The organism is Ruminococcus sp. HUN007, from assembly GCF_000712055.1.
Taxonomy (GTDB): Bacteria; Bacillota; Clostridia; order Oscillospirales; family Ruminococcaceae; genus HUN007.
Genome location: NZ_JOOA01000001.1, coordinates 25,279 through 50,284, shown reverse-complemented (window position 1 = coordinate 50,284; position 25,006 = coordinate 25,279). Strand labels below are relative to the sequence as shown.

Below are 25,006 nucleotides of genomic sequence, written 5' to 3'. Positions count from 1 at the left end.
TTATGAACAGCAGCGAATACCTTGAAAATAATATCAGCAAACGTCCTGCAATTGATTTACTTATTAAACTTGGTTATGAGTATATTTCAGTCGAACAGTGTGATGACAACCGTGGAAATCATTATAATGTTTTATTGAGACAGATTCTAAAAGAGCAGCTTGAGAAAATAAACAGCTATGATTTCTGCGGAGAAACATTTAAATTCTCTGAAGATAATATCAACAGAGCAGTAAACGAACTGGATGAACCACTTGCAGATAATCTTGTTGTTTCCAGTGAAAAAGTTTATAATGCTATTATGCTTGGAAAGAGTTTTCCGGAAACATTACCTGACGGAAGAACGCAGGAGTTTAATATGAAATACATTGACTGGGAAAACCCGTCCAATAACGTATTTCATATAGCTGAAGAATTTTCTGTACACAGTATTGATCGCAGAAACGATACAAGGCCGGACATAGTTCTTTTTATTAACGGTATACCTTTTGCAGTAATTGAATGTAAAAGTCCTTTGCTTTCTGTTGACAGAGCTGTTGAACAGATGATACGTAATCAGAAAAACGATTATACTCCTCAGCTTTTCAAATTTGCTCAGGTGGTAATGGGTACAAACACAAACAATGTAAAATATGCGACCACGGGAACAGCAAAGAAATTCTGGAATGTGTGGCGTGAAGAAGATGTGTCATGGCGTGATGAAATACTTGAGAGTACAGTAATTGACAGAACAGTTACCCAGCAGGATAAAGACATAGTATCGTTACTGTCTCCTGAAAGACTGATGGAAATAACAAGATATTTCATCGTATTTGATGCGAATATAAAGAAAATCTGTAGACATCAGCAGTTCTTTGCTATACGGAACATAATCAAAACGATCAATACTTTTGATGAATACGGAAACAGGCAGGGTGGTGTTATATGGCATACGCAGGGCAGTGGTAAGTCATTGACCATGGTTATGCTTGCAAAGTATATACTGATGGAGATGTCTGATTGTAATCCAAGAGTAGTTATTGTTACAGACCGTAAAGATCTTGATAAACAAATAGCGAGCACATTTGCGCATACAAGACTTTCTCCAGCAAAAGCATCGACAGGTAAACATCTTATAGATCTTATAAACAGCAATAAGGTTGATGTTATTACAACAGTAATCAATAAATTTACTGCTGCAGCAAATCAGAAAGTAAAACTTGATAATAATAACATTTTCGTGCTTGTAGACGAAAGCCACAGAAGCAATTATGGTACAATGGCTGCCAAAATGAGAATGGTATTTACGCGTGGCTGTTACCTCGGATTTACCGGAACTCCGCTTATGAAAAAAGAAAAATCAACAGTCGGAAGATTCGGTGGTTCTGGCTATATCCATAAATACACAATAAAAGACGGCGTAGAGGATAAAGCTATTGTTCCGATTATCTATGAAGGACGATTCATTGATCAGAAGGTTGATGAAGAAAACATAGATATGTGGTTTGAAAGAACAACCAAAAGATTGAATGAACGTGAGCGGGAAGACCTGAAGAAAAAATGGAGCAGTATAAAGCGCCTTTCGTCTACTGATGCAAGAATAAACAGAATAGCAATGGACATTGATGTTCATTTTACAGAGTCCATAAAGGACACTGGTATGAAAGCTATGCTTGCAGTAAATTTCAAGCGAGATGCTGTAAGATATCTTGAGGCATTTGAACTGCTTGGCAATCTGAACTGTGCTGTTGTTATATCAGCACCGGATAAGCGTGAAGGAGAAGATGATATTCTTTCGGAAACTGATAATAAAGTGATTGCATACTGGAATAAAATGATGAAACAGTATGGCAATGAAGATAAGTATGAAGATGCTTTAAAGGACAAATTCATAGACGGTGAGATTGATATTCTTATAGTCTGCAGCAAACTTCTTACTGGATTTGATGCGCCGTTATGCCAGGTGCTTTATATCGACAAAGAACTGAAGGAACATGCACTTCTACAGGCTATAGCTCGAACCAATCGAATTTGTGAAGGAAAAGATTTCGGCCTTGTCGTTGATTATCGCGGTCTTATTAAGAAGCTCGATGATGCAATGAATATGTACAGTGGTGCAGGACTTGAAGGATTCGACGGTTCTGAGATCAGCGGAGCTGTAATTGATGTAATGAAAGCAGTTGGTGATTTAAGAAATGCGCATTCACAAATCATTGATATGTTTTCTTTAGTTAGAAATAAAACTGATGTTAATGAATTCAGTGATAGTCTTGAAGATGAAAAAAGAAGAAATGATTTTTATAATCGTCTTTGTGATTTTGGCAAATCGCTTTCGTTAGTAGTTGGTTCGGAGAAGGCATATGACGCTGTTCCGGATGATTTAATGAAGACATTTAAGAATGATTTTATATTCTTTTCCAAACTCAGGCAAGTTGTTAAACTTAGATATTCGGATGCAGTAGATAATAAGGAATATGAACCTATTATGCAGAATCTTTTAGACAGAAACCTTTCTGTTACTGGTCTTAAGAAAATAACCGCTCCGGTAGATATACTCGACTCTCAGGGAATGGAAGAGATACTTAGCGGGCTCAGTACAGACAGAGCAAAAGCTGATGCTATACGATACAGGCTTACCAGAAGTATTGCTTTGAAGCGTGATGAAAATCCTGCATTTTATCAGAAGTTCTCTGAAAAGATAGAGAAGGCGCTTGAACAATATCGAAATCAGATTATAAGCGAAGCTGAATATCTTTCAAGAATGAATCAAATTAAAAAAGATTATTCAGAAGGTAAAGTGGAAATACAGTTTCCTTCAGCTATTCAGCATAATTCTAATGCTCAGGTATATTACTACATAATTTCGACTATACTTAATGAAAGGATTAATGCTGAAATCTCTGACGATATAAAAGCAGAACTTTCACTTGAAATCGCAAAGATAATGCAGGAAAACTGTAAGGTTGACTGGGAAAGCAACACTGAAATTAATAAGAAAATTAATCGCGAATTTGATTATGTACTTTATTGTTACAGTGACAAATACGAATGGGGCATGACAGTTGAGACGCAGGATGCGATTACGGAAACGATTAAGCAGTCAGCGCACGGGAGGTACGGATGCTAAATGTTTCATCTGAATCAAGAGTAGTTAAAACGGAAAACCAATCTATTAGTTTTATTCTTGAAAGAAAAAAAGTAAAAAATATAAATCTGCGAATAACCAATGACAGCAGTATTTATGTATCTGCATCTGAAGATGTTCCTGTCAGCGAGATAGATTCTTTTGTTATCAGTCGAAAAAACTATATTCTGAAACACGTTGCTGAATTTGATTGTAACATCGCACCTTCTTCAGAACTTCAGTATGTGAACGGTGAAAATATAACTCTTCTTGGCAGAAATCATCGTCTGAAAATAGTTAAAAGCTTTCACGAATCAGTAGTATGCGATGGTGTATACGTTCAGATTAATGCACTTCGTCTGGATTATAAACCACGCATAATGGAACAATTCACTGAATGGATCGAATCGTACAGCAAATCAGTTTTTGAAGAAGTGATGCAGAATGTATACAGAAGATTTGCTTGTTATGATCTTCCTTTTCCTGAACTGAAAATAAGGGAAATGTCTTCGAGATGGGGGAGCTGTCTTCCAGAGAAAGAAACCATTATACTGAACAAACGACTGATTGAAGCCCCAAAATTCTGTATAGAGTATGTTCTTTATCACGAGTTTTGTCACTTTGTCTATCCGAATCATTCAAAGAAGTTTTATTCATTGCTTCAGGTAATGCTTCCAAACTGGAAAGAAACGAAAGATATTCTCGAGAAATGCGTAAATATTTAGAACTGAAACTAACAAAAGATCGCCTCTGTCGGATGAGAACAGAGACGATCTTTTGCTGTTTTAGCCGTTTTTGTTCGGCGATCATATGCCGCAGGAATAACTGTTATCGGTCATGACTTATTTATATTGAAATGATGCAAAACAGTTAGCGAGAGGTAACTAAATACAAAAGATTTCATGATTGTAAATTACTTTTTGTTGGTATTTACGTTTTTTCCGGAACGGAAGGTTTTGCCCTTGATATTTTATTTCAGTACATTTATAATTATAATAGGTTAGCAAGTGCTAACCTACGGCGAACACAAATTTTATTCGTTTGCCAGAAATCAAGCGAAAGGATCTTTATAAATGAATTACGCAGAAGAATCGCTGAAGAAGCATTATGAATGGAAAGGCAAGATCGAAGTCACCTGCCGTACTCCTCTGGAGACAACGGAGGATCTTTCTCTGGCTTATACGCCGGGTGTTGCTGAGCCTTGCCTTGAAATTCAGAAAGATGTAAGTAAAAGCTATGAGCTTACAAGACGTTCAAACCTTGTTGCGGTTGTGACAGACGGAACAGCTGTACTCGGCCTCGGAGATATCGGACCTGAAGCAGGTATGCCGGTTATGGAAGGCAAGTGCGCGCTTTTCAAGGCGTTTGGTGATGTTGATGCCGTACCGCTTTGTATACGTTCAAAGGAAGTAAGCGATATAGTAAATACGGTGAAACTTCTTGCCGGTTCATTCGGAGGTGTAAATCTTGAAGATATTTCAGCTCCGAGATGCTTTGAAATAGAGAAAGAACTGAAAAAATGCTGTGACATTCCGATTTTCCACGACGACCAGCACGGCACAGCTGTTGTTACACTTGCAGCTATGATGAATGCACTTAAGGTTGTCGGCAAGAAAATAGATGAGATAAGAGTCGTTACAAGCGGTGCCGGTGCTGCCGGTATTGCGATAGTAAAGCTCCTTATCTCCATGGGTCTCAAAGACGTTGTGCTCTGTGACAGAAAGGGCGCAGTTTACAAGAGCAGAACTGAAGACATGAATCCTGTCAAGGAGGAAATGGCGGAGATCACTAACAAGCAGATGAGAAAGGGAACTCTTAAGGATGTAATAGAAGGCGCAGATGTTTTCATTGGCGTATCTGCACCAGGCTGCGTTACACGTGAAATGGTCAAGTCGATGGCAAAGGATCCGATCATTTTCCCGATGGCAAATCCTACACCGGAGATCATGCCGGAAGATGCAATTGCTGCCGGAGCAGCCGTAGTCGGAACCGGACGAAGCGATTATCCTAACCAGATAAACAATGTTCTTGCATTCCCGGGCATTTTCCGGGGAGCACTTGATGTATGCGCAAGCGATATCAATGATGAGATGAAGATCGCAGCTGCAAGAGCGATCGCTTCATTTGTTACTGATGATAAACTCAGCGCGGATTACATAATTCCGAGCGCTCTTGACAAGAATGTTCCGAAAGCTGTTGCTGAGGCAGTAGCACAGGCTGCAAGAGATACAGGTGTTGCGCGTAAATAATCAGTTACACAGTAAATAAGAGTGTCCTGATTTTTTGTGTTCGTAAATAATGATAATAGATTTACAATTTATGTTCACATAAATATTATAAAATCCGGGAGGTAAAAATGGATAAGAAGAACTACGAAATAGTTGACAGCGTAGAAAAGCTGGAAGCTGCAATCGAAAGAGTCAGAAATGCGCAGAAGCAGTTTGCTTCATTTACGCAGGAACAGGTCGATAAGATCTTTCTTGCTGCTGCTACTGCTGCAAACAAGAACAGAATACCGCTTGCAAAGCTTGCTGTTGAAGAAACAGGCATGGGTATAGTTGAAGACAAAGTAATCAAGAATCACTTTGCTTCTGAGTATATCTACAACACCTACAGAAACACAAAAACATGCGGTATCATTGAGGAAGACAAAGCTGCCGGAATCACAAGAATTGCTGAACCTATCGGTCTTATTGCTGCTGTCATCCCGACAACAAACCCTACTTCCACAGCAATCTTCAAGTCACTTCTTGCACTTAAGACTAGAAACGGTATCATCATCAGCCCGCATCCGAGAGCAAAGAAGTCTACGATCGAAGCTGCAAAAATCGTGCTTGAGGCTGCTGTAAAGGCTGGAGCTCCTGAAGGCATTATTTCATGGATCGATGTACCGAGCCTTGAAATGACAAATCTCGTAATGGCTGAAGCAGACATTATTCTTGCAACTGGTGGCCCGGGAATGGTCAAGGCTGCTTATTCAAGCGGAAAGCCGGCTCTCGGTGTAGGTGCCGGAAACACACCGGCTATCATCGATGAAACTGCAGATATTATTCTGGCTGTAAACTCGATAATCCATTCAAAAACATTTGACAACGGTATGATATGTGCTTCAGAACAGTCTACTATTGTTCACAAGCATGTTTACAGCAAAGTAAAAGCTGAATTTGCAGCCCGCGGATGCTACTTCCTCACAAAGGCCGAAAAGGAAAAGGTCGGCAAGACCATTCTTATAAACGGCGCACTCAATGCGAAGATCGTTGGTCAGAGCGCGTGCAGAATTGCCGAACTTGCCGGAGTTAAAGTTCCAGAAGGTACCAAGATCCTTATCGGTGAGGTAGACAGTACAGATCTTTCAGAAGAATTTGCTCACGAAAAGCTTTCCCCTGTACTTGCAATGTACAAGGCAGAGGATATAAAGGATGCCTTTGACAAGGCTGAAAAGCTCATTGCCGACGGCGGTTACGGTCATACCTCATCCATTTATCTCAACTTACTTACTGAACAGGCAAAGCTTGAAGAATTCAGAAGCAGAATGAAGACCTGCCGTATTCTCGTCAATACACCTTCATCACAGGGCGGTATCGGTGACATATATAATTTCAGCCTTACACCTTCACTCACGCTTGGATGTGGCTCATGGGGCGGCAATTCAGTCAGTGAGAACGTCGGAGTAAAGCATCTTATCAATATTAAAACCGTTGCCGAAAGGAGAGAGAATATGCTCTGGTTCAGAGTTCCTGAAAAAGTGTACATGAAACGAGGCTGCCTGCCGGTGGCGCTTGACGAACTTAAAACAGTAATGGATAAAAAGCGTGCTTTCGTGGTTACTGACAAGTTCCTCTACGAAAACGGATTTACAAAGGCTATTACAGACAAGCTCGATGAACTCGGCATTCAGCATGCTTCCTTCTTCGACGTAGCACCTGATCCGACACTTGCGTGTGCAAAGGAAGGTGCCGCACAGATGACTGCCTTTAAGCCGGACGTTATAATCGCCCTCGGCGGCGGTTCAGCAATGGATGCTGCCAAGATCATGTGGGTGCTTTACGAGCATCCTGAGGCAGATTTTGCAGACATGGCTATGCGTTTCATGGATATAAGAAAAAGAGTTTATACATTCCCGAAGATGGGCGAGAAGGCATACTTCATTGCAATTCCTACATCAGCAGGTACAGGTTCGGAAGTAACACCTTTTGCAGTTATCACTGATGAAAGCACAGGAGTAAAATATCCGCTTGCTGACTACGAACTCCTTCCTGATATGGCTATAATCGATACCGATTTCCATATGTCAGCACCGAAGGGCCTTACTTCAGCATCCGGTATCGATGCAGTTACACATGCACTTGAAGCATACGCATCAGTAATGGCTACCGACTTTACTGACGGTCTTGCACTCAAGGCACTCAAGATCATATTCGAATATCTGCCTCGTGCCTACGATAACGGTCCGAACGATCCTGAAGCAAGAGAAAAGATGGCAAATGCAGCTACAATGGCAGGTATGGCATTTGCAAATGCATTCCTCGGAATAAGCCATTCACTTGCTCATAAGCTCGGCGCCTACCACCACATTCCTCACGGCATAGCAAATGCTCTTGTTATAGAAGATGTACTTCGCTTCAACGCTTCCGAAAAGCCGGCTAAGATGGGTACATTCCCGCAGTACGATCATCCTCACACTCTCGAACGTTATGCTGAAGTAGCTGATTATCTCGGCCTTGGCGGTAAGGATCCGAAGGATAAGCTCGAAAAACTTATCGCTGCTATCAGAGATCTTCGTCACAGAATCGGAATCAAGGATACTATTGCTGACTACGGCATTTCAGAAAAAGATTTCCTCGCAACACTTGATGAAATGACAGAAAATGCATTCGATGACCAGTGTACAGGTGCAAATCCGCGTTATCCTCTTATGAGTGAAATGAAGCAGATGTACTTAAATGCATACTACGGAAAAAACATTTACTGAAAAAGAATATCCTAAGGGCTAAAGGGGAGGTAAAAAGCATGAAACCTGAAAACTGCATTTCAGAAAGAATAAACAAGAAGATCTACCGTGACGGTGACAGATGTATCAAGCTTTTCGATGAAGTGTTTTCAAAGGCTGATGTATTAAACGAAGCTCTCAACCACGCAAGAGTTGAGGAGACTGGTCTTAATGTTCCGGAGCTTTTTGAAGTAACAAGATTAGACGGAAAATGGGCGATCGTTTCACAGTTCATTGAAGGCGAAAGCCTCTCGGAACTTATTGCATCCAATCCGAAAAAGTATGATGAATACATGGAAATGTTCGTTGACCTGCAGCTGAAGATCCAGTCAAAGAGCTGCCCGCTGCTCAGCCGTCTCACAGACAAGATGAACCGCAAGATCGATCTTTCTGATCTTGATGATACTACAAAGTATGATCTTCACACACGTCTTGACGGTATGAAGAAGCACGTTAAGCTCTGTCACGGCGACTACACACCGTCAAATATCATCATCACTCCTGACGGAACTCCTTACATCATAGACTGGGCTCATGCCACACAGGGCAACGCTTCTGCAGATGCCGCAAGAACTTATCTCACATTCTGCCTTGAAGGAAACATTGCCGGTGCTGAGAAATACCTTGAACTCTTCTGCACAAAGAGTCAGACAGAAAAGAAGTATGTCCAGTCCTGGATGCCTGTAGTTGCCGCTTCACAGTCGGTCAAGAAGAAAGACAAGGAAAAAGAGATCCTTCTTTCATGGGTAAATGTAGTGGACTACGAATAAAAGGTACGCATTTTTCTAATCTTTTTGATATTTCATAAACCTCAATAATTGCAGAACGGACGTTCAGTATATTCTGGATGTCCGTTCTGCTTTTATTTAAGTAAACACTGATTAAACCGGGAATCCGGCTTCGCCGGATTCCCGAAGGTGGGATTTGCGGGGCTTCGCCCCGGAGCCCCACGCTGATTTATGAATAAATCAGCGTTTCCTTAAGGAAACAAAAAATGTGCATACAAGTGAAAACCTGTATGCACATTTTTGAGTATTTATATCACAGAAGATATCAGTTCTGGCTGATGCTCCATTTTTCAGCGTTTTGTCTTATTGTGATAAACTGCTTATATCGTCCTTCCTTTTGAATGAGTTCGGAATGCTTTCCTTTCTGAATAATTGAACCATTGTCCACAACAAGGATCTGATCTGCGTTTTCAATAGTTGCAAGTCTGTGTGCGATGGTGATGATCGTTTTGTTCCTTGTGAGTTCAGAAATAGCATTCTGAATTAGGTGTTCATTCTCCGGATCGATGCTGGCTGTTGCTTCATCCAGAATTATTATCGGGGCATTCTTAAGCATTGCACGGGCGATGGATATTCTTTGTTTTTCACCGCCGGAAAGCGTGCCGCCGCCTTCACCTATAACTGTATCATATCCGTACGGAAGTTTCATGATAAAGTCGTGGCAGCATGCTTTTTTTGCTGCGTTTATCATGTCTTTCTCACTTGCGTCAGGGTTACCGAACAGAATGTTTGCTCTTACTGTGTCATTGAAAAGATATACATTCTGAAAAACCATACTTATATTCTTTAAAAGACTGTCACAGGTCATTTCTTTTATGTCATGTCCGCCGACTTTTATCGTACCTTTGTCAGTGTCATAGAATCTTGCAAGAAGGCTGCAGATAGTTGTCTTACCTGAACCGGACGGACCTACAATAGCAGTACTTGTTTTCTCCGGAATAGAAAAGCTTACGTCATTAAGTACCTTTCTTGTATCGTATCCGAAGTCTACATGACTGAATTCTATATCGAAATGATCAGGAGTTATATCCTTTCCGTCACGGTCGATCATATTATCAGTTTTCTTCAGCATATCAAGCTGATCAAACGCGTCATCAATAACTCCGAGAATATGCGAACTGTCACTTATCGGCTCAAGGCTGATAAATATGATAAATGAGAAGAAGATGAAACTGAGCATATATGAAACCGGAAGCTCACCTGAAATACCCATAATACTGGATGCAAGCCCCAGAGCGACTGTACCGCAGCGCAGCGCTAAATGATGACCGCAGTTGGAAGGAATGAAGCCCCATTCGATCTTCAGGTGTATACGCTTGCTGTCTGCTATAGCTTTATTGATAGCAGCAGTAGATGCTCCGCTCTGACCGAATGACTTTACAACAGGAAGACCTCGCGCATATTCGATCACAGCCATGGTAAGATCTTTGTTGGCCTGAGCTTCGACAGGAGCATTTCGTGTACTGTACTTTGATACGAGTGTAAGGAATATAAAAGAAACAGCCGCTGCTGCAACTGCTATAAGAGCGATTACAGGTTTAATGAAAAGAAGGAAAATTAGAACGCAGGCGAAGTTAAGATAGCCGCCTATAAACACATCCGTCATTCTTATTCCCATATTTTCAAGTGTATTCAGTCCTGTTGTGATAGATGAAAGGATGGTACCTGTATTTACATTTTGAAAATATCCGAGCGAGACTCTTTTAAGAGCGTCACCCACGGCAAGACGGTCACGGGCCACAAGTTCATAGCTGATCGTTTCCTGAAGTCTTGCGCGAATATAGTCAAAAAGAAAACGAAGAAAAACAAACAGTATAAGAACACCAAGACTGAGCGGTATCAGTTGACGGTCAAATTCAGTACCGTTCATTTCTGAATCTATCATTTTACCTACGGCATATGAAGCTGCCATTACCGGCATTGCCGCAAACCAGTGTGAGAAAAATGAAAAAACAAATCCAAGATACAGTTTTCCTTTAAAATCACCGCACCAGTCTATGATACGTTTTAAGGTTTTAAACATCTGCTCTGCACTCCTTTCCGGAAATAACCGATCTTTTCTTTGCGCCTATGTGAGCCTGCCACATTGAAGCGTAAAGACTGCTGTTTTTCAGAAGTTCACTCTGAGTTCCTTCTGCTTCGATAGTTCCGTTTTTCAGCAGAAGTATATTGTCGGCTTTTGCAATAGTGGATAGTCTGTGTGCAATGACCAAAAGGGTTTTGCCTTTGGTAAGTTCAGCGATACTGCGCTGGATCTTGTCTTCATTTTCCGGATCAGTAAAAGCGGTAGCTTTCATCAAGTATAACTATAGGAGCATTTTTCAGCATCATTCTTGCAATGGCAACACGCTGTTTTTCACCGCCTGAAAGTCTTTTACCTGCTTCGCCGGCCTGCGTGTTATATCCTTCCGGGAGTTTCATTATGAATTCCTCGCACTGAGCTGCACGGGCAGCAGCCTTAACTTCCTCGTCTGATGCAGAAGGGTTTCCGAGTCTTATGTTTTCCATAATGGTTGTGCGGAACAGGAAATTATCCTGCGCAACAAAGCTTACATATTCCGTGAGCTGAGAAAGCGGCATATCCTTTATGTTTACTCCGCCGATAGTGATGCTTCCGTCAGTAACATCCCAGAAACGGGCAATAAGCTTGGCGATAGTGGATTTTCCGCCGCCGGAAGGACCTACAAGAGCTGTGAAACTTCCTTCCTTCAGTTCAGTGCTGATTCCGTGAAGTACTTCATCCTCAGGCTTGCCGGTATAAGAAAAGTGTACGTTATCAAGCTTTATATTGAAGTTTCTTACTTCCGCTCTTGATGCAGGTTCAGGAAGTTCCTTCATTTCGAGATAAGTCATAAGTTCGAGAACAGTATTTTTCAGCTGTCTCATATTTTCTGAGAATACTTCCAGTTTAGCAAGTGAACCAACCATTGAGATCGACATCATAACAGCAAGAGCACATTCAGCAGCAGATATTTCTCCCTTCGTCCACAGATGAATGCCTACAGGAAGAACGCCGATCATTGTTGAAGGGAAGAGGGCGAAAGCAAGCTTCATTGTGATCCATGTGGACTGCATCCATTTAACAACAAATGATTTGTAGTTATTGATGGCACCGGCGAATTTCTCATATGAAACACCGGCTCTTCCGAAAGCCTTGATAACTTCAATTCCTTCGATATATTCAACGATAGTACTGTTCATATATGCGTTGGATTCGTTGTACTTTTCAAAATTCTTTCCGCTTATGCTGAAAGTAAGTCCCATGCAGATAAAAGCGAGCGGGAAAGTGACAAGTGCTGCGGCCGCAAGTTTCCAGTTTATCATAATAAGTGCGATAAAGCTTATTACAGGAAGGACTATATGACCAGCACCTTCCGGAACCATATGAGCAAGCGGCGGTTCCATGTTTTCTGTTTTATCAACGATAATATTCTTTATCTCACCTATTGAATGGTCCTGTACTGTGCCCAGCGGAGCGTGAAGAAAACGGTCTGCTATTCTTTTTCTTAAGCTTTCCAGAATTTCATACGCAGCCGAATGGGAAAGTCCGGTCGATAAAGAAAAGCAGAGAGATTTTACTGCGAATGCTATCAGTGAATAAACGCACCATTTTACGGCAGTACTTTTATCTGCAGTCCCTTCGGTAAATTCAGCTATTATTCTGTACATGCAGTAGTATGGAATAAGACCGCTTGACAGGCTTATAACTGAAAGAAAGACTGACCAGAACATTTTGGGTTTACAGTTTTCTGCAAAGCTGAGCATCTGCGAAAACCAGCCTTTTTTATTCATTTAATTATCCTCCGTTTCGATATAATAGGACCTGTACTCCTGGGGAGTTCTGCCCATTACGCTTTTGAAAGCTACTGAAAACTTTCCTGAGTTTTCATACCCGACCGATCTGGCAATATCCGATATCTTTTTGGATCTTTCCTGTCTGAGGGCTACAGCGGCCAGATTCATTCTGTATGTTTTCATATATGTGTATACCGGACTTCCGTAAACACTTGTAAAACATTTTTTCAGCGATGCTGAAGAGATATCAAATCTGGCAGCGAGCTCGTCGATAGTATAAAATTTTTCAGGTGTTGCAGTTATAAATTTATGCAGCGTCCGTATCTTTTCTACCTGCGACTTATAAAAATAAGGTCTTTCTTCAATGTGTGAACTGATCTCAAGTGCATCAAGATACAAAAGCAGTTCAAGTACTTTTATCCTGAAATAATCCGTTCGTATCTTTGAAGGTACGTTGTACAGCTGTGAAAAGATATTGGCTATTTCGGGAGCTTTTGAAATAACATACGGTGTTTCGTGACAGCAGTATTTTTCAGCAATTGCAGGAATATTTACAGAAAAATTCAGAACTGATTCGTGTATGCTTTTTTCAGCAGCATCAATTTCTATCCCAATAGTCATCCCATAGTAGTGACCAAGAGGAAAAAAGGAATTGCCTTTATTGTGTGAACTGTCGTCAATACGCATATCACCGGCTGAAAGATAGCAGCATGCTTCGTCTCCCTTTGAAGTTTCTATACGACCTTCACGGCAGTGATCTATGCAGAGAATATTATTTTCGTGAAAGTTTGACTTGCATTCTTTCATATGAAAATTGTTGTAGACTATATATACACCGTCAAATACCGGATACATAGTCATAGTACCTTCGCCGGTATCGTTGGTTATTCTCATTATACGGCAGTCATTTGTATGTCCGACATCCGTAACATTTTCCCCGAGATCAATAAAATTCATTTGATTATCCAAATTATATTCCTCCGTCTGGATTAGAGTAAGTCACAGCTAACCGATAGGTAAAATTTTATTCTGCCTTAATGATTATAATATAGGTTTATAACAAAATCAAGTACCAATCGGATAGTAATACTCCAATCGGTAAATGGGTTTATCGGGATGAAAACGGGGCTTTACTCTCGTTTTATCATAACTGTATTAAGAGTGGAACAGGGCTTACTGATTGTTTAACAGCAACCAGGTTGTAAAAATTGTTGAAATGTCTGAAATGAAATTGTAAATCGAAAAGAAAAATGTGAAAAAGCGAGATTGCATAATTACCTTCTTGACAAACCGGATTTGTTTAGTATAAAATAATAATCGTGAGTTAGCGCGGACTAACCTTTAGATATCATTTTATTCTGCCATAATAAAATGAAAGGTATTGAACGGATCGTTTTCGTTCAGGAAAAAAATAATGTTTGTAGAAGTAAAAAAACTCAAAAAGGATTATGGTGTAGGGGACAGTGTTGTTCATGTTCTTAAGGGAGTAGACTTCGAACTCGAAAAAGGGGAAATTTGCACGGTTCTGGGACCGTCTGGTGCCGGAAAATCCACACTTCTCAATCTTATAGGCGGTATTGATACTATCACATCCGGCTCTATTACTATTGAGGGAAATGAGATCGAACTTGATAAAGGCGATAACCTTCTTGACTACAGACGTGATTATCTCGGGTTTGTTTTTCAGTTCTATAATCTTATTCCTGATCTTACAGTAAAAGAAAATATTGAAGTATGCGGATTTCTCGGAAAAAGAAATCTTGATATAAACAAGCTTCTTGACGACCTTGGTCTCAAAGAACACCAGAATAAATTTCCTCGTCAGCTTTCCGGCGGACAGCAGCAGAGAACATCTATCGGACGTGCTCTTATAAAGACACCTTCGCTTCTTCTCTGTGATGAACCAACCGGAGCTCTTGACTATGATACGTCAAAGGAAATACTTGAACTGCTCGAAAGAGTAAATCATGAGTATAATACGACCATTGTTATTGTTACACATAACGAAGCGATAAGTCATATGTCTGACAGGGTAATTCTTCTTAAAGACGGTAAAGTGACGAAAAACTTTATTAATGACAAAAAGGTCCCGGCAAAGGACCTTACCTGGTAAGAAGAATTGCAGTAATTGAACAGAGGTTGACTTATGAACAGAGTTTTAAGAAAAAGACTTCCAAGATTTTTTATCAGAAACTTCGGAAGTTATTTTGGAATGGCACTTTTTATCGTCCTGCTGGTATGCTTTTGCGTAGCTTATATGGTATCATACAGAAGCACGCTTGCTTCATACAACAACATGGTCGATGCAAACAGACTTGAAAACGGTGAATTCACACTGTTTATGAAAGCGGATTATGATGAGCTTTGCGATGAGCTCAAAAGCGATATCAAAATAGAAGAACAGTTCTATACAGATATCGAATTTGAAACTAAAAAAGATGATGATAAAGACGATGATGACGACGATGAGGATGATGAAGATGAAACAGTAACATTAAGACTTTTCAGACCTCGAAAGGACATCAATAGAGAGATCGTTTTTGAAGGCAGTCTTCCTGAAGCTGAAGATGAGATTGCATTAGACAAACTTTTTGCAGAGGCAAATGACATTCAGCTTAATGACAGGATAAGAATCAACGGTAAAAGAATGTGGGTTACCGGAATAATCGGTCTGCCTGATTATGTTGTATCACTTAAAAATACCGGTGATCTTCTCGCTGACAGAAACACGTTTGGTGTAGCTGTGGTGAATGCCGATTACATGGATAAGATCGATGAAAAAGATCTTGTATGGAATTATTCATACTGGTACAGAAATGTCTACGAGGATGACGAACTTAACGAAAGAAACAAAACTCTTATCGAAGATCTGAGCGAAGACCATATTATCAGCAGTTTCTGTCCGATTGAAGATAATACACGTGTAAACGGCGTTACTTCAAAGGTTGAAACCAATCTTCAGTCTTCAATGTATTTCATAATTCTCGGCATGATAATTGTTGCGTTCCTTTTCGCTATAGTATCGATTCATACGTTTGAAGAGGAGTGCTCATTTGTCGGAGTACTTATTGCAACAGGATTCAGAAAAATTTCTATCCTTATTCATTACATTACAATTCCTTTTGTAGTTACGCTTATAAGTTCTGCTGCGGGATTTGCACTGGGAACGACTGTGCTTTACGAAATTCCTGCAAAGAGCATTTACGAGTATGACAATCTTCCGGAACTTGAATTTACAATTGAACCGAAGGTTTATGTTCTCGGACTTGCTGTTCCGATACTTGCAGTGGTAATTATAAATCTTATAGTATTCTGCTCAAAACTTAATCTAACACCTTTAAAACTTATCCGAAAGGATATAAGAAAGGAATCAAAGGACGGAAAGGCACACAGTCTGAAATTCCTCGACTTTATCAGCCGTTTCAGACTCAGAACGGTTCTCAGAAACAAGGGAAAATATATCTCACTTGTTTTTGGTGTATTCCTTTCAGGATGGCTTATAATGTTCGGCTTAGGAATGAATTCTTCTTTTGATGTGTATATCGATACACTTCCGGACAGCGCTGTTTCTGATTACCAGTATGTTTTAAAGACTCCGCTTCCGGATGATTCAGTTCTCGACAAATACGTTGAACGTGATACTATCAGTTCCTATGAAACAGAATACAGCGGCAGAATGCTCGGTGTAAATGTACTCGGTATTTGTGAAGATTCAGATTACTTCTCCGAGATCGATACAGACAGGCTAAACAGAAGAAGCGTTATAATATCAGATGTTATGGCTGAAAAGCTCGGACTTAAGATCGGTGACAGGATCACACTTGACAACAAGCTCACTCTTCACAGCTGGGATGTAAAAATCGTTGATATAGTTGATTTCAAGCTTGGCGTGTATGCATTTACAAAGCAGGATATTCTGAACGATTTTCTTGAAAAGGAAGAAGGATATTATAATACACTCTTCAGCGATGAAGAAATTGAAGATATCGATGATATGTATATATCCAATACTATAACAAGAGACAAAGTTGCTGACAGTGCTGAACAGATGAAGGAACTTATGGCTTCACTTATAGTTATTCTTGTTATCGTCGGTGTTGTGTGCTATGTAATTGTCATGTACCTTCTTACAAAGATTGTTATCGACAAGAACGCGCTTAACATTTCTCTTCTTAAAGTATTCGGCTACAGAAATCCTGAAGTAAACAAGCTTTATCTTTCACAGGCTGAAATAATCATTGTTGTTTCAATTATTCTTTGTCTGCCGCTGCAGTACAAACTTATGTGTAAAATGTGGCCTTCGATGCTTTCGTCAATGAGCGGTTTCTTCTACTTTAAAGTAAGTGTACCGGTAATAGCATCCATTATTGCTATCGGTGTAATTACATGCCTTATCACCAATATGATTCATATGAAGCATGTAAGAAAAATCGCAATGACAGAAGCGCTGAAAAACAGAGAATAAGCAGGGCCATTTATAAACAGGAGATATGGTTCTTCCGGTTTCCGAAATGCGTCATAAACGGGGGCTTGACCCCGTTTCTAAGCGCTGATCACTCTATGATCAGCGCTTTAAAAAATAATGAAAAATGAATATGCTGATTTTTTTACCTTGCAGATTGCTGCAGGGTAAAAAAATTTGCATACAGGTTAGCTACAACTAACTAAATGAACGGAGGATTATTTATATGAATAAAATCGGCATTCTTGGCGCAGCTGGTGACGTAGGGCGCTATGCTCTTGAATATCTGAACAGTACTGGCAGGTTTCAGATAGAAGCTGTGAGCCGTAATATAAATAAAGCACGTAAGGATCTGTTTTTTAACGGAATGATAAATGTTAGTTTTACCGAAGCGGATATTACCGACAATGCATTTCTTGAAGAGTTCGTTTGCAGAAACGATGTCGTACTGAATATGGTTTCTGGGGCAGTACGTAAGGGCTCTGAGATCGCTGATATCTGTGCTGTCAATAACAGACCGTTTGTTGATGCCGGAACCGGAGATCACTTTAAAAATGTATCAGGAAAAGGTTTTTACACAGCCGGTGCGCTTCCGGGACTTTCGGTTCCTCTTGCTTTTTATGCCGCCCGTAACTTTAGCAAAGTGACTAACTACAGACATATAACTTCCATGAGCGGTGTTTTTTTCCTTTGGTGCCGCTTATGATTACCTCGAAGGTGTAACTGGTTCGACAGCTAAATCGGGTATGGTGAAGCAGCTTAAAGGAGTGAATGTTCCGTTTATCGGTGAGGAAGATCTGACAGAATATTCCGACTCGGAAACAGCTTTTCTGAAAAAGAACCTGTGTGCTGACGGAGAAAGTTTTGTTTCATTCGGCGGTGCTGAGACCGGTTCAATTCTGAAACAGGCTGCAGTAACATTCAGTACTGATAAGACGGGATCTGCAAATAGACTTGTGGAACTGAGCAGACTTCATCATATAAAGGCAAATGATCATTTTATGTTCCTTATAGAGATAAGCGGCATTTCTGAAGAAAAAGAAAAAACATCAACTCTGGTTCTGAGAACGGAATCATCACAGTCACTGACAGGGCTTGTTTCCGGGATATGTACTGAGATGGCAGCAGATGAAACTGATCTTTCAGGTTTGATAAGTTTTTCTGAATTTTCGCGTACACCTTTCTTTAACAGATATATGCCGGATATCGTAAAGAAAATAAGCGGGAATAAAAGAACAGTTATGTTCGATGAATATGATATGTCGATCGATGAACTGAATGAAGAAAGCTATGGTGAAATATGAGTGACAGAATAAAAGCAGTAGTATGCGGAACGACATTCGGACAGTTTTACTGCGAAGCACTGAAAAAATCAGAGGACAGGATAGATTTCTGCGGTATTCTTGCGGCAGGCAGCGAACGTTCCGTAAAGTGTGCTGAACATTATGGCGTAAGACTTTTCAGATCTGTGGAGGAGATACCAGATGATGTCAGACTGGCCTGTGTTGTTACACGTTCCGGTGTTCTTGGTGGCATTGGTACTGATCTTTCAAAGCAGTTTCTTGAACGCGGAATAAACGTTATACAGGAACAGCCTGTACATTTCAGGGATATTACAGAATGTGCGCGTATAGCAGGAAAAAACGGAGTGTTTTACAGAGTAGGTGATCTGTACCGGCATTTGCCTAATGTAAAATGCTTTACAGAGGCTGCAAAAAAACTGTCAGAAGTTTCTGAAATACAGTTTATTGAGGTTGGAACTGCTTCACAGGTTTCATATCCGGTTTTTGAGATCATTTCTGAAATTGTTAAAAGTGTCAGACCTTTCAGTTTGCATAACATAAGTAAAAACGACAGGCCTTTTCAGACAGCCGAAGCTGATATCGGTGGAGTTCCGGTGCTGTTTACAGTTCAGAATCAGGTAAACCCGGAGGACCCGGATAACTTTATGCATTATCTTTTCAGATTCGAACTGATTACATCTGACGGCAGGTTACGTCTTGATGATGCTATGGGCGGAGTTTACTGGTACAATAAAATGTTTGTGCCTGTTCACGGAGGTATCGTTTCCGAGCTTAGCGGTGACCCTGATCTTGCTAAAAAAAGTGTAAGAGAGCTGTACAGACCACAGAGTAAAGAATTCAGTAAGATCTTTACAGAGGAATGGATACCTGCCATTGGAAAAGATATAGAAAACTATCTGGGAATTATAGAGCAAAAAGACAGCAAAGCAATGAATATGTACTATAACAAAACCCTTGCTGCATCAAAAATGTGGCATGAATTTACATCAGAAATAGGCTTCGCTTCACTTATTTCAGGCAAAACTGTAAGCAGTGAAGCAGACAGTCTGATGTCATATATCGAAAATTCAGGCAATTAACAGGAGTGATCGAATGGAAAACAGAAACAGTAAAGCTGAAGAGATAATCGGAAGGCTTTCAGCAAAAGGTGTTAAACTCTGGACCGAAGAAGACAAAATAAAGTTCAGAGCTGCAAACGGTATTCTTAAGAAGGAAGATATGGCTGAACTTAAGGAATACAAGCAGGAAATAATAGATGTACTAAACGGCATGAAGGGCAGAATCAGAATTATTGAAGATCCTGAACACCGTTTTGAACCGTTCCTGCTCACCGATGTTCAGCAGTCTTATCTTATGGGACGAAAGAACCTTTTTGATTACGGCGGTGTTGCGTGTCACATTTATCTTCAGCTTGACTATGAACATATTGACGTGAAACGCGCCGAAGACATTTGGAATCGTCTTATCGCACATCATGAAATGCTGAGAACTGTTATCCATGAGGAAGGCTATCAGCAGATAATGGAAAAGGCTCCTCATTTTACTGTTACCGACTACGGCAGCACTGACAGAAATGAAGTAATGAAGAAAATGGGGCACAGCAGTTATAAGGTAGGAAGCTGGCCTTATTTTTCAGTGGGTGTTACAAATTACGAAAACAGTGCGGTCATGCATTTTTCCATTGAGTTTATAATTGCTGACTGGACAAGTATCTGGCTTTTGCTTCTGCAGTTTGAGGGACTTTATTTCGGAACAATATCAGAACTTCCAGAGATATCGGTAAGTTTCAGGGATTATGTTATTGCGGAACGTGAGCTTAAGGCTGGAGCAGCATATGAAAATGACAGAAAATACTGGCTTGATAAAATTGAAACTTTTCCTGAATGCCCGCATATTGATACTAAAAAATATGATCCGGACTCAAAGGCGGAGTTTGAAAGAAGATTTTTGCAGTTTACCCCTGAACAATGGGCTAAGATAAAGAAAGCTGCGGTAAACTGTTCCGTTACTCCGACTGCTCTTATGCTTACAGCATATGCATCTGTACTTGAACGTTACAGTGAAAACAAAAGGTTTGCGATAAACCTTACGATACTCGGCAGACAGGATTGTCACCGTGATATAGGCAAGGTAGTAGGAGATTTTACAAGTCTTAATATGCTTGAAGTGGATTTTGAAAACACTTCCGATTTTACTTCGACAGCACAGAAAGCAAGCAGGGAACTGTTTGAAGACCTTGATCACAGCCTTTACAGCGGTGTTTCATTTATGCGTGAAGTATCAAGAAGAAAAGGCGCTGATGCAGCTTTTATGCCGTATGTGTTTACAAGTGCTATAGGTCTTCTGAATTCAATGAATGCGCAGTCGCTTAAGGGTATGGTAACTGGTACAGGTATCAGCCAGACGCCGCAGGTGTTCATTGACTGTCAGGTCATGGACGGGGACTTCGGAATGCAGGTCAACTGGGATGTCCGTAAAAATGTATTCGATGAAAAGATGCTTGATGATATGTTCATGCTTTTCAGTGAAATACTGATGAAGATCGCGGAAGACGAATCTGCCGAACATGCTGTCAGATATGATTATCCTGCTTATCAGGAAGAACTGTACAGAAAGGCAAATGATACTGATTGCAAACTTCCTGAACATCTTCTTCATTCTGAAGTGATTTCATCAGCAGAAAAATATCCTGATAAAACTGCTGTTATTGCAGGATCGGAAAAATATTCATACGCTGATCTTATGAAAATAGCAGGAAGAATATGCTCTGCGCTTGATAAAAACGGTGTAAAACAGGGCGACAGAGTAGGAATAGCTGCTAAAAAATCTGTTTACCAGCCAGCAGGTGCAATTGCAGTTCTCGCTGCAGGTGCGGTATATGTTCCTGTATCTGTTGAACAGGGGGCAAACCGAATAAAAAAGATCATAGACAAAGCAGATATAAAATACATTATCACTCTTAAAGGGGATACTACCGATTATCCTGACGGAATAAGTGTAATATATGCTGATGAGTTAAATGAGGAAGGAATGCTTCCGGATACAGAAAAGGCTTCTGCAGAAGATCTTGCTTATATAATTTTTACTTCAGGATCAACCGGAGAACCGAAGGGTGTAGCTGTAAGCCATCAGGCTGCGGTAAATACGATCGAGGACATCAACCGCAGATATGCAGTAGGTCCAGATGACAGTGTGCTCGGCGTTTCACAGCTTACTTTCGATCTTTCTGTATACGATATTTTCGGCCTTCTTTCTGTCGGCGGAATGCTTGTATATCCTGAAGACAGCCGCAAGAAAGAACCTCAGTATCTTGCAGAACTTCTTTCAGTAAATAAAGTAACTGTCTGGAACAGTGTTCCGTCACTGCTGAATATGATTACTGTTTATCTTGATCATGAATCTGAAATCCCTGATATTTCATCACTGAGACTTGTTATGCTTTCCGGCGACTGGATCCCGCTCGGACTTCCTGACAAAATTCATGAATATTCAGCAAATGCGCAGGTGGTAAGCCTTGGCGGTGCAACTGAAGCAGCGATATGGTCGATCTATCATGACTATAACGGACTGTCAGAAGGATTTGCAAGTATACCTTACGGTTATCCGCTTGCAAACCAGCAGTTCTGTATTCTTGACAGCAAAAAAAGAACGTGCCCTGTCGGTGTGAAAGGTGATATATATATTCTCGGAAAAGGACTTGCTGAAGGATATTACAACGATACTGAAAAGACAGAAAAACAGTTTATAAAACATCCTGTTTCCGGAGAAAGAATGTATATGACCGGAGATGTGGGCAAGTATCATTACAACGGAGAAATAGAATTCCTCGGGCGTTCTGATTCACAGATAAAACTGAACGGTCACCGTATCGAACTCGGAGAGATAGAGAGTGCAGTTAATCACGTTAATTCAGTTGAAGCTGCTTCAGTTATCTATTTGTCATCAGAAAATGAACATGCTGTTGTATGCTGTTATGAACCGGCTTTTTCAGATGATTCAGCTCAGAATGAATATAAAAATGAATTTGAAAAGTTTACGTACAGAATAGATACCGAAGCCGAAAAAGTATTTGAAAATACGGATATTAAAAGAGTGATCGCTGCTTTTGACATACAGAATGAACTTCTTTATTCCGGTATGGCAAATGCCTTGTATGAGGTCTCTGGAAATAAAAAAAGTTTTGTACTTAATGATCTTTTCAGTTCGGGTAAAATACTTGAAAAATATCAGTGGCTGGTTGAATACTGGCTTAAGGATCTTGTAAATCAGAATATACTGAGATCAGATGGGGATACCTTTGAATTTACAGACAAATTCATTCCTGTCGATAAAGAAAGTTACAGATCTGAATGGGATGATCTGATCAGCAAAGAAGGAAATATTTCAAATTCTGCTGCGTTTATGCGTTATATCAGGAATTCCGCAACCGAACTGAACGGACTTCTTTCAGGTGATACTGATCCTGTCAAGCTTCTTTATCCGGACGGATCAACAGATGTCGTTACTGATATGTATGTAAACAATCTTATGTCACAGTATCTTAACAGATGTATATGTTCTTTCGCTGCAAACTACGCAAAGAATAATAAGAAGGTAAGGATACTTGAAATAGGTGCAGGAACCTGTGCTACTTCACTTCAGGTGACAAAAGCTCTTGAAGGAATGGATTATACATATTATGTAACTGATATCAATCCTCATTTTATTCCGCTGGCGGAAGGAAAGTTTGAAGGAAATCCGAATATGAGATTTTCTGTACTTAACATAGACAGAGATATTAGTGAACAGGGATTTGAAGAGAACTCGTTTGATATCATAATCGCTGTAGGCGTACTTGAAAATGCAGAGGATATACGTTACAGCGCTGCTCAGATAAGAAGACTTGCAAGACCGGGCGGATATTTCCTTTTCACGGAACCGTTCAGAGAAGAAGCATGGATACTTGCTTCACAGGGATTTCTTATGACAAAGCCGCAGGATGATATCAGAAAAGACAAAGCATTTATTGATTCTCAGATGTGGCAGAGCATATTCAATGAGAATGATCCAGATTCATCACTGTCTGTACTTCCTGAACCTGGCAGTTCTCTTGAGACTTACGGTATGGAACTGTTTGTAAAACAGATGAAGACGGACAGGGTAAATATAAGCGGTGAAGATATTTCTTCGGTTATCCGTGACAATCTTGCTTCATATATGATCCCTTCCGTATATATCATGCTTGACCATATGCCTGTTACAGCAAACGGCAAAACAGACGAAAAAGCACTGCGTTCAATCGCTGAAAAGAGGGTGACGTCTTCAGCCGCAGATAAGACAGACGGAAATGATTCTGTTATGTCCGGCATGACTGATCTTCAGAGGTCGGTTGCTGAGATACTCGGAAGTTTCGGACTTAAGGGCCTTGGCCTGCATGACAGTTTTTATGATCACGGAGCGGATTCTCTTATTATGGCCCAGATAACGGGAAAAATCAGGGAAACTATGATAAACGATGTTCCGTTTGACTCAATTCTCAGATTTATGTTAAATAATCCTGATATTTATAATGTCGCAGAATTCATTCAGTCCGTGAAGAACGGTGAACATGAAGCAGAGGAAAGCAGAAGAAAAGAAAACGGTCATATCGGCAATGCTGAAATAATAAGTGCAGGTGAAGGTCCGCTCAGAGTGGTCTTCCATGCCGGATTTGGTACAGTTAATATACTGCGCGGCCTTGTAAATGAACTGATTGCTCAGAATGCCGGAGACGTTATGACGATTGCTCTCGGTGATACTGAAAAGTTCTTCAGTATGGATGAAAAGGAAATAATTCCCACACTCGCAGACGATTATTCCGCACTGATCGAAGAAACCGGAGCAGAACATGTTCAGCTTATAGGTTACAGTTTCGGCGGATGGCTTGCATCTCAGTGTGCTGTTCGTCTTGCGGAAAAAGGAATCGAAATCGACGATGTTCTTCTTATAGATTCCCAGACAGTACCGTGGCTTATTGAAGACAGGATATTCCTTGAAATGATGTTCATTCAGAACTACGGCCTCACATTCGGGAATCTTGAAATGATGAAAGAATGCGTAAACTGTGATATTGAAGATATGTTTAAGTATCTGATAGATACAGACGGAAAAATAGAAGAAAAATGCTATGAAAAGCTTAGATCAGACAGCAGATTTGAGACACTTTGTTCCGGTATGGAAAAACTCGCAGCAACCGATAAGGATGAACGCTTCAGAATGTACGCAGCGGCTGCTGCAGAAAAGACTTCTGAAAGCATTATCCCGTCTGTGCTTGAGAGTATGTTTGATTTTTACTGCCGTATACTCAGATCGTACTCCTGCGAAATGGATACATACTTTGGCGATATAAGATATGTAAGACCGGAGGGCAACAGTAAGATGTTCTACGAATTTGAAAAAGACAGATCTTTCTGGAGCAGTATATGTATTGGTGAAATGGAAGTTATAGATGTTGCCGGTGACCATTACACCTGTATCGAAATGCCGGAAAGCATAGCTAAGATCGCTGAGACTGCAAAGATCATAAAGTCGTAAACAGGAAAGGCTAT

General features: G+C 40.4%; 13 protein-coding genes and 1 pseudogene. 11 read left to right on the top strand and 3 right to left on the bottom strand.

All coding sequences use genetic code 11. The features are described from left to right. Positions 1-2 precede the first annotated feature (2 nt). The 5 genes from CC97_RS00140 to CC97_RS00120 all read left to right on the top strand — a co-directional run bounded on the left by CC97_RS00140 (position 3) and on the right by CC97_RS00120 (position 8,861). Positions 3-3,104 (top strand): type I restriction endonuclease subunit R, encoded by a 3,102-nt coding sequence (locus CC97_RS00140; RefSeq protein ID WP_044973046.1) that lies wholly within the window; start codon positions 3-5, stop codon positions 3,102-3,104. Further along, the gene (locus tag CC97_RS00135) at positions 3,098-3,826 is read left to right on the top strand and encodes a SprT family zinc-dependent metalloprotease (RefSeq protein ID WP_044973044.1); all 729 of its coding nucleotides are present in this window, start codon (positions 3,098-3,100) and stop codon (positions 3,824-3,826) included. The genes CC97_RS00140 and CC97_RS00135 overlap by 7 nt, the downstream gene beginning before the upstream one ends. Before the next feature lie 348 nt (positions 3,827-4,174). Further along, positions 4,175-5,350: a malic enzyme-like NAD(P)-binding protein gene (locus CC97_RS00130; RefSeq protein ID WP_044973042.1), complete on the top strand. Its 1,176-nt coding sequence runs from the start codon at positions 4,175-4,177 to the stop codon at positions 5,348-5,350. Positions 5,351-5,457: 107 nt separating this feature from the next. Next, positions 5,458-8,073, top strand: coding sequence for a bifunctional acetaldehyde-CoA/alcohol dehydrogenase (gene adhE, locus CC97_RS00125; protein WP_044973040.1), 2,616 nt, complete (start codon positions 5,458-5,460; stop codon positions 8,071-8,073). 38 nt (positions 8,074-8,111) lie between these two features. Further along, entirely contained in the window at positions 8,112-8,861 is a 750-nt protein-coding gene (locus tag CC97_RS00120; RefSeq protein ID WP_044973038.1) for a phosphotransferase, read from the top strand. A 283-nt stretch (positions 8,862-9,144) separates the two neighbouring features. Here the strand turns inward: CC97_RS00120 and CC97_RS00115 are convergent, their stop codons facing one another. From CC97_RS00115 to CC97_RS00105, 3 genes and pseudogenes are all read right to left on the bottom strand, one after another. Then, the gene (locus CC97_RS00115; protein ID WP_044973037.1) at positions 9,145-10,902 is read right to left on the bottom strand and encodes an ABC transporter ATP-binding protein; all 1,758 of its coding nucleotides are present in this window, start codon (positions 10,900-10,902) and stop codon (positions 9,145-9,147) included. Further along, positions 10,895-12,671 (bottom strand): annotated as a pseudogene (locus CC97_RS00110) (ABC transporter ATP-binding protein). Before CC97_RS00110 ends, CC97_RS00115 begins: the two are co-directional and overlap by 8 nt. Next, positions 12,672-13,643 (bottom strand): AraC family transcriptional regulator, encoded by a 972-nt coding sequence (locus tag CC97_RS00105; protein WP_242848079.1) that lies wholly within the window; start codon positions 13,641-13,643, stop codon positions 12,672-12,674. A gap of 445 nt (positions 13,644-14,088) precedes the next feature. Here CC97_RS00105 and CC97_RS00100 point away from each other — a divergent pair, with 445 nt between their 5' ends. The 6 genes from CC97_RS00100 to CC97_RS00075 all read left to right on the top strand — a co-directional run bounded on the left by CC97_RS00100 (position 14,089) and on the right by CC97_RS00075 (position 24,992). Then, complete coding sequence (locus CC97_RS00100; protein ID WP_044973032.1) at positions 14,089-14,787, top strand: ABC transporter ATP-binding protein; 699 nt, start codon at positions 14,089-14,091, stop codon at positions 14,785-14,787. A gap of 33 nt (positions 14,788-14,820) precedes the next feature. Beyond that, positions 14,821-17,139: an ABC transporter permease gene (locus CC97_RS00095; protein WP_044973030.1), complete on the top strand. Its 2,319-nt coding sequence runs from the start codon at positions 14,821-14,823 to the stop codon at positions 17,137-17,139. A 223-nt stretch (positions 17,140-17,362) separates the two neighbouring features. Continuing rightward, positions 17,363-17,842 (top strand): NAD-dependent epimerase/dehydratase family protein, encoded by a 480-nt coding sequence (locus tag CC97_RS00090; RefSeq protein ID WP_044973029.1) that lies wholly within the window; start codon positions 17,363-17,365, stop codon positions 17,840-17,842. Then, complete coding sequence (locus CC97_RS00085; RefSeq protein ID WP_156036715.1) at positions 17,814-18,440, top strand: hypothetical protein; 627 nt, start codon at positions 17,814-17,816, stop codon at positions 18,438-18,440. The genes CC97_RS00090 and CC97_RS00085 overlap by 29 nt, the downstream gene beginning before the upstream one ends. Further along, on the top strand, positions 18,437-19,519 hold the full coding sequence (locus tag CC97_RS00080; protein WP_049962567.1) for a Gfo/Idh/MocA family oxidoreductase: 1,083 nt from the start codon (positions 18,437-18,439) through the stop codon (positions 19,517-19,519). Before CC97_RS00085 ends, CC97_RS00080 begins: the two co-directional genes overlap by 4 nt. Positions 19,520-19,532: 13 nt before the next feature. Then, complete coding sequence (locus CC97_RS00075; RefSeq protein WP_044973025.1) at positions 19,533-24,992, top strand: non-ribosomal peptide synthetase; 5,460 nt, start codon at positions 19,533-19,535, stop codon at positions 24,990-24,992. Positions 24,993-25,006 lie beyond the last annotated feature (14 nt).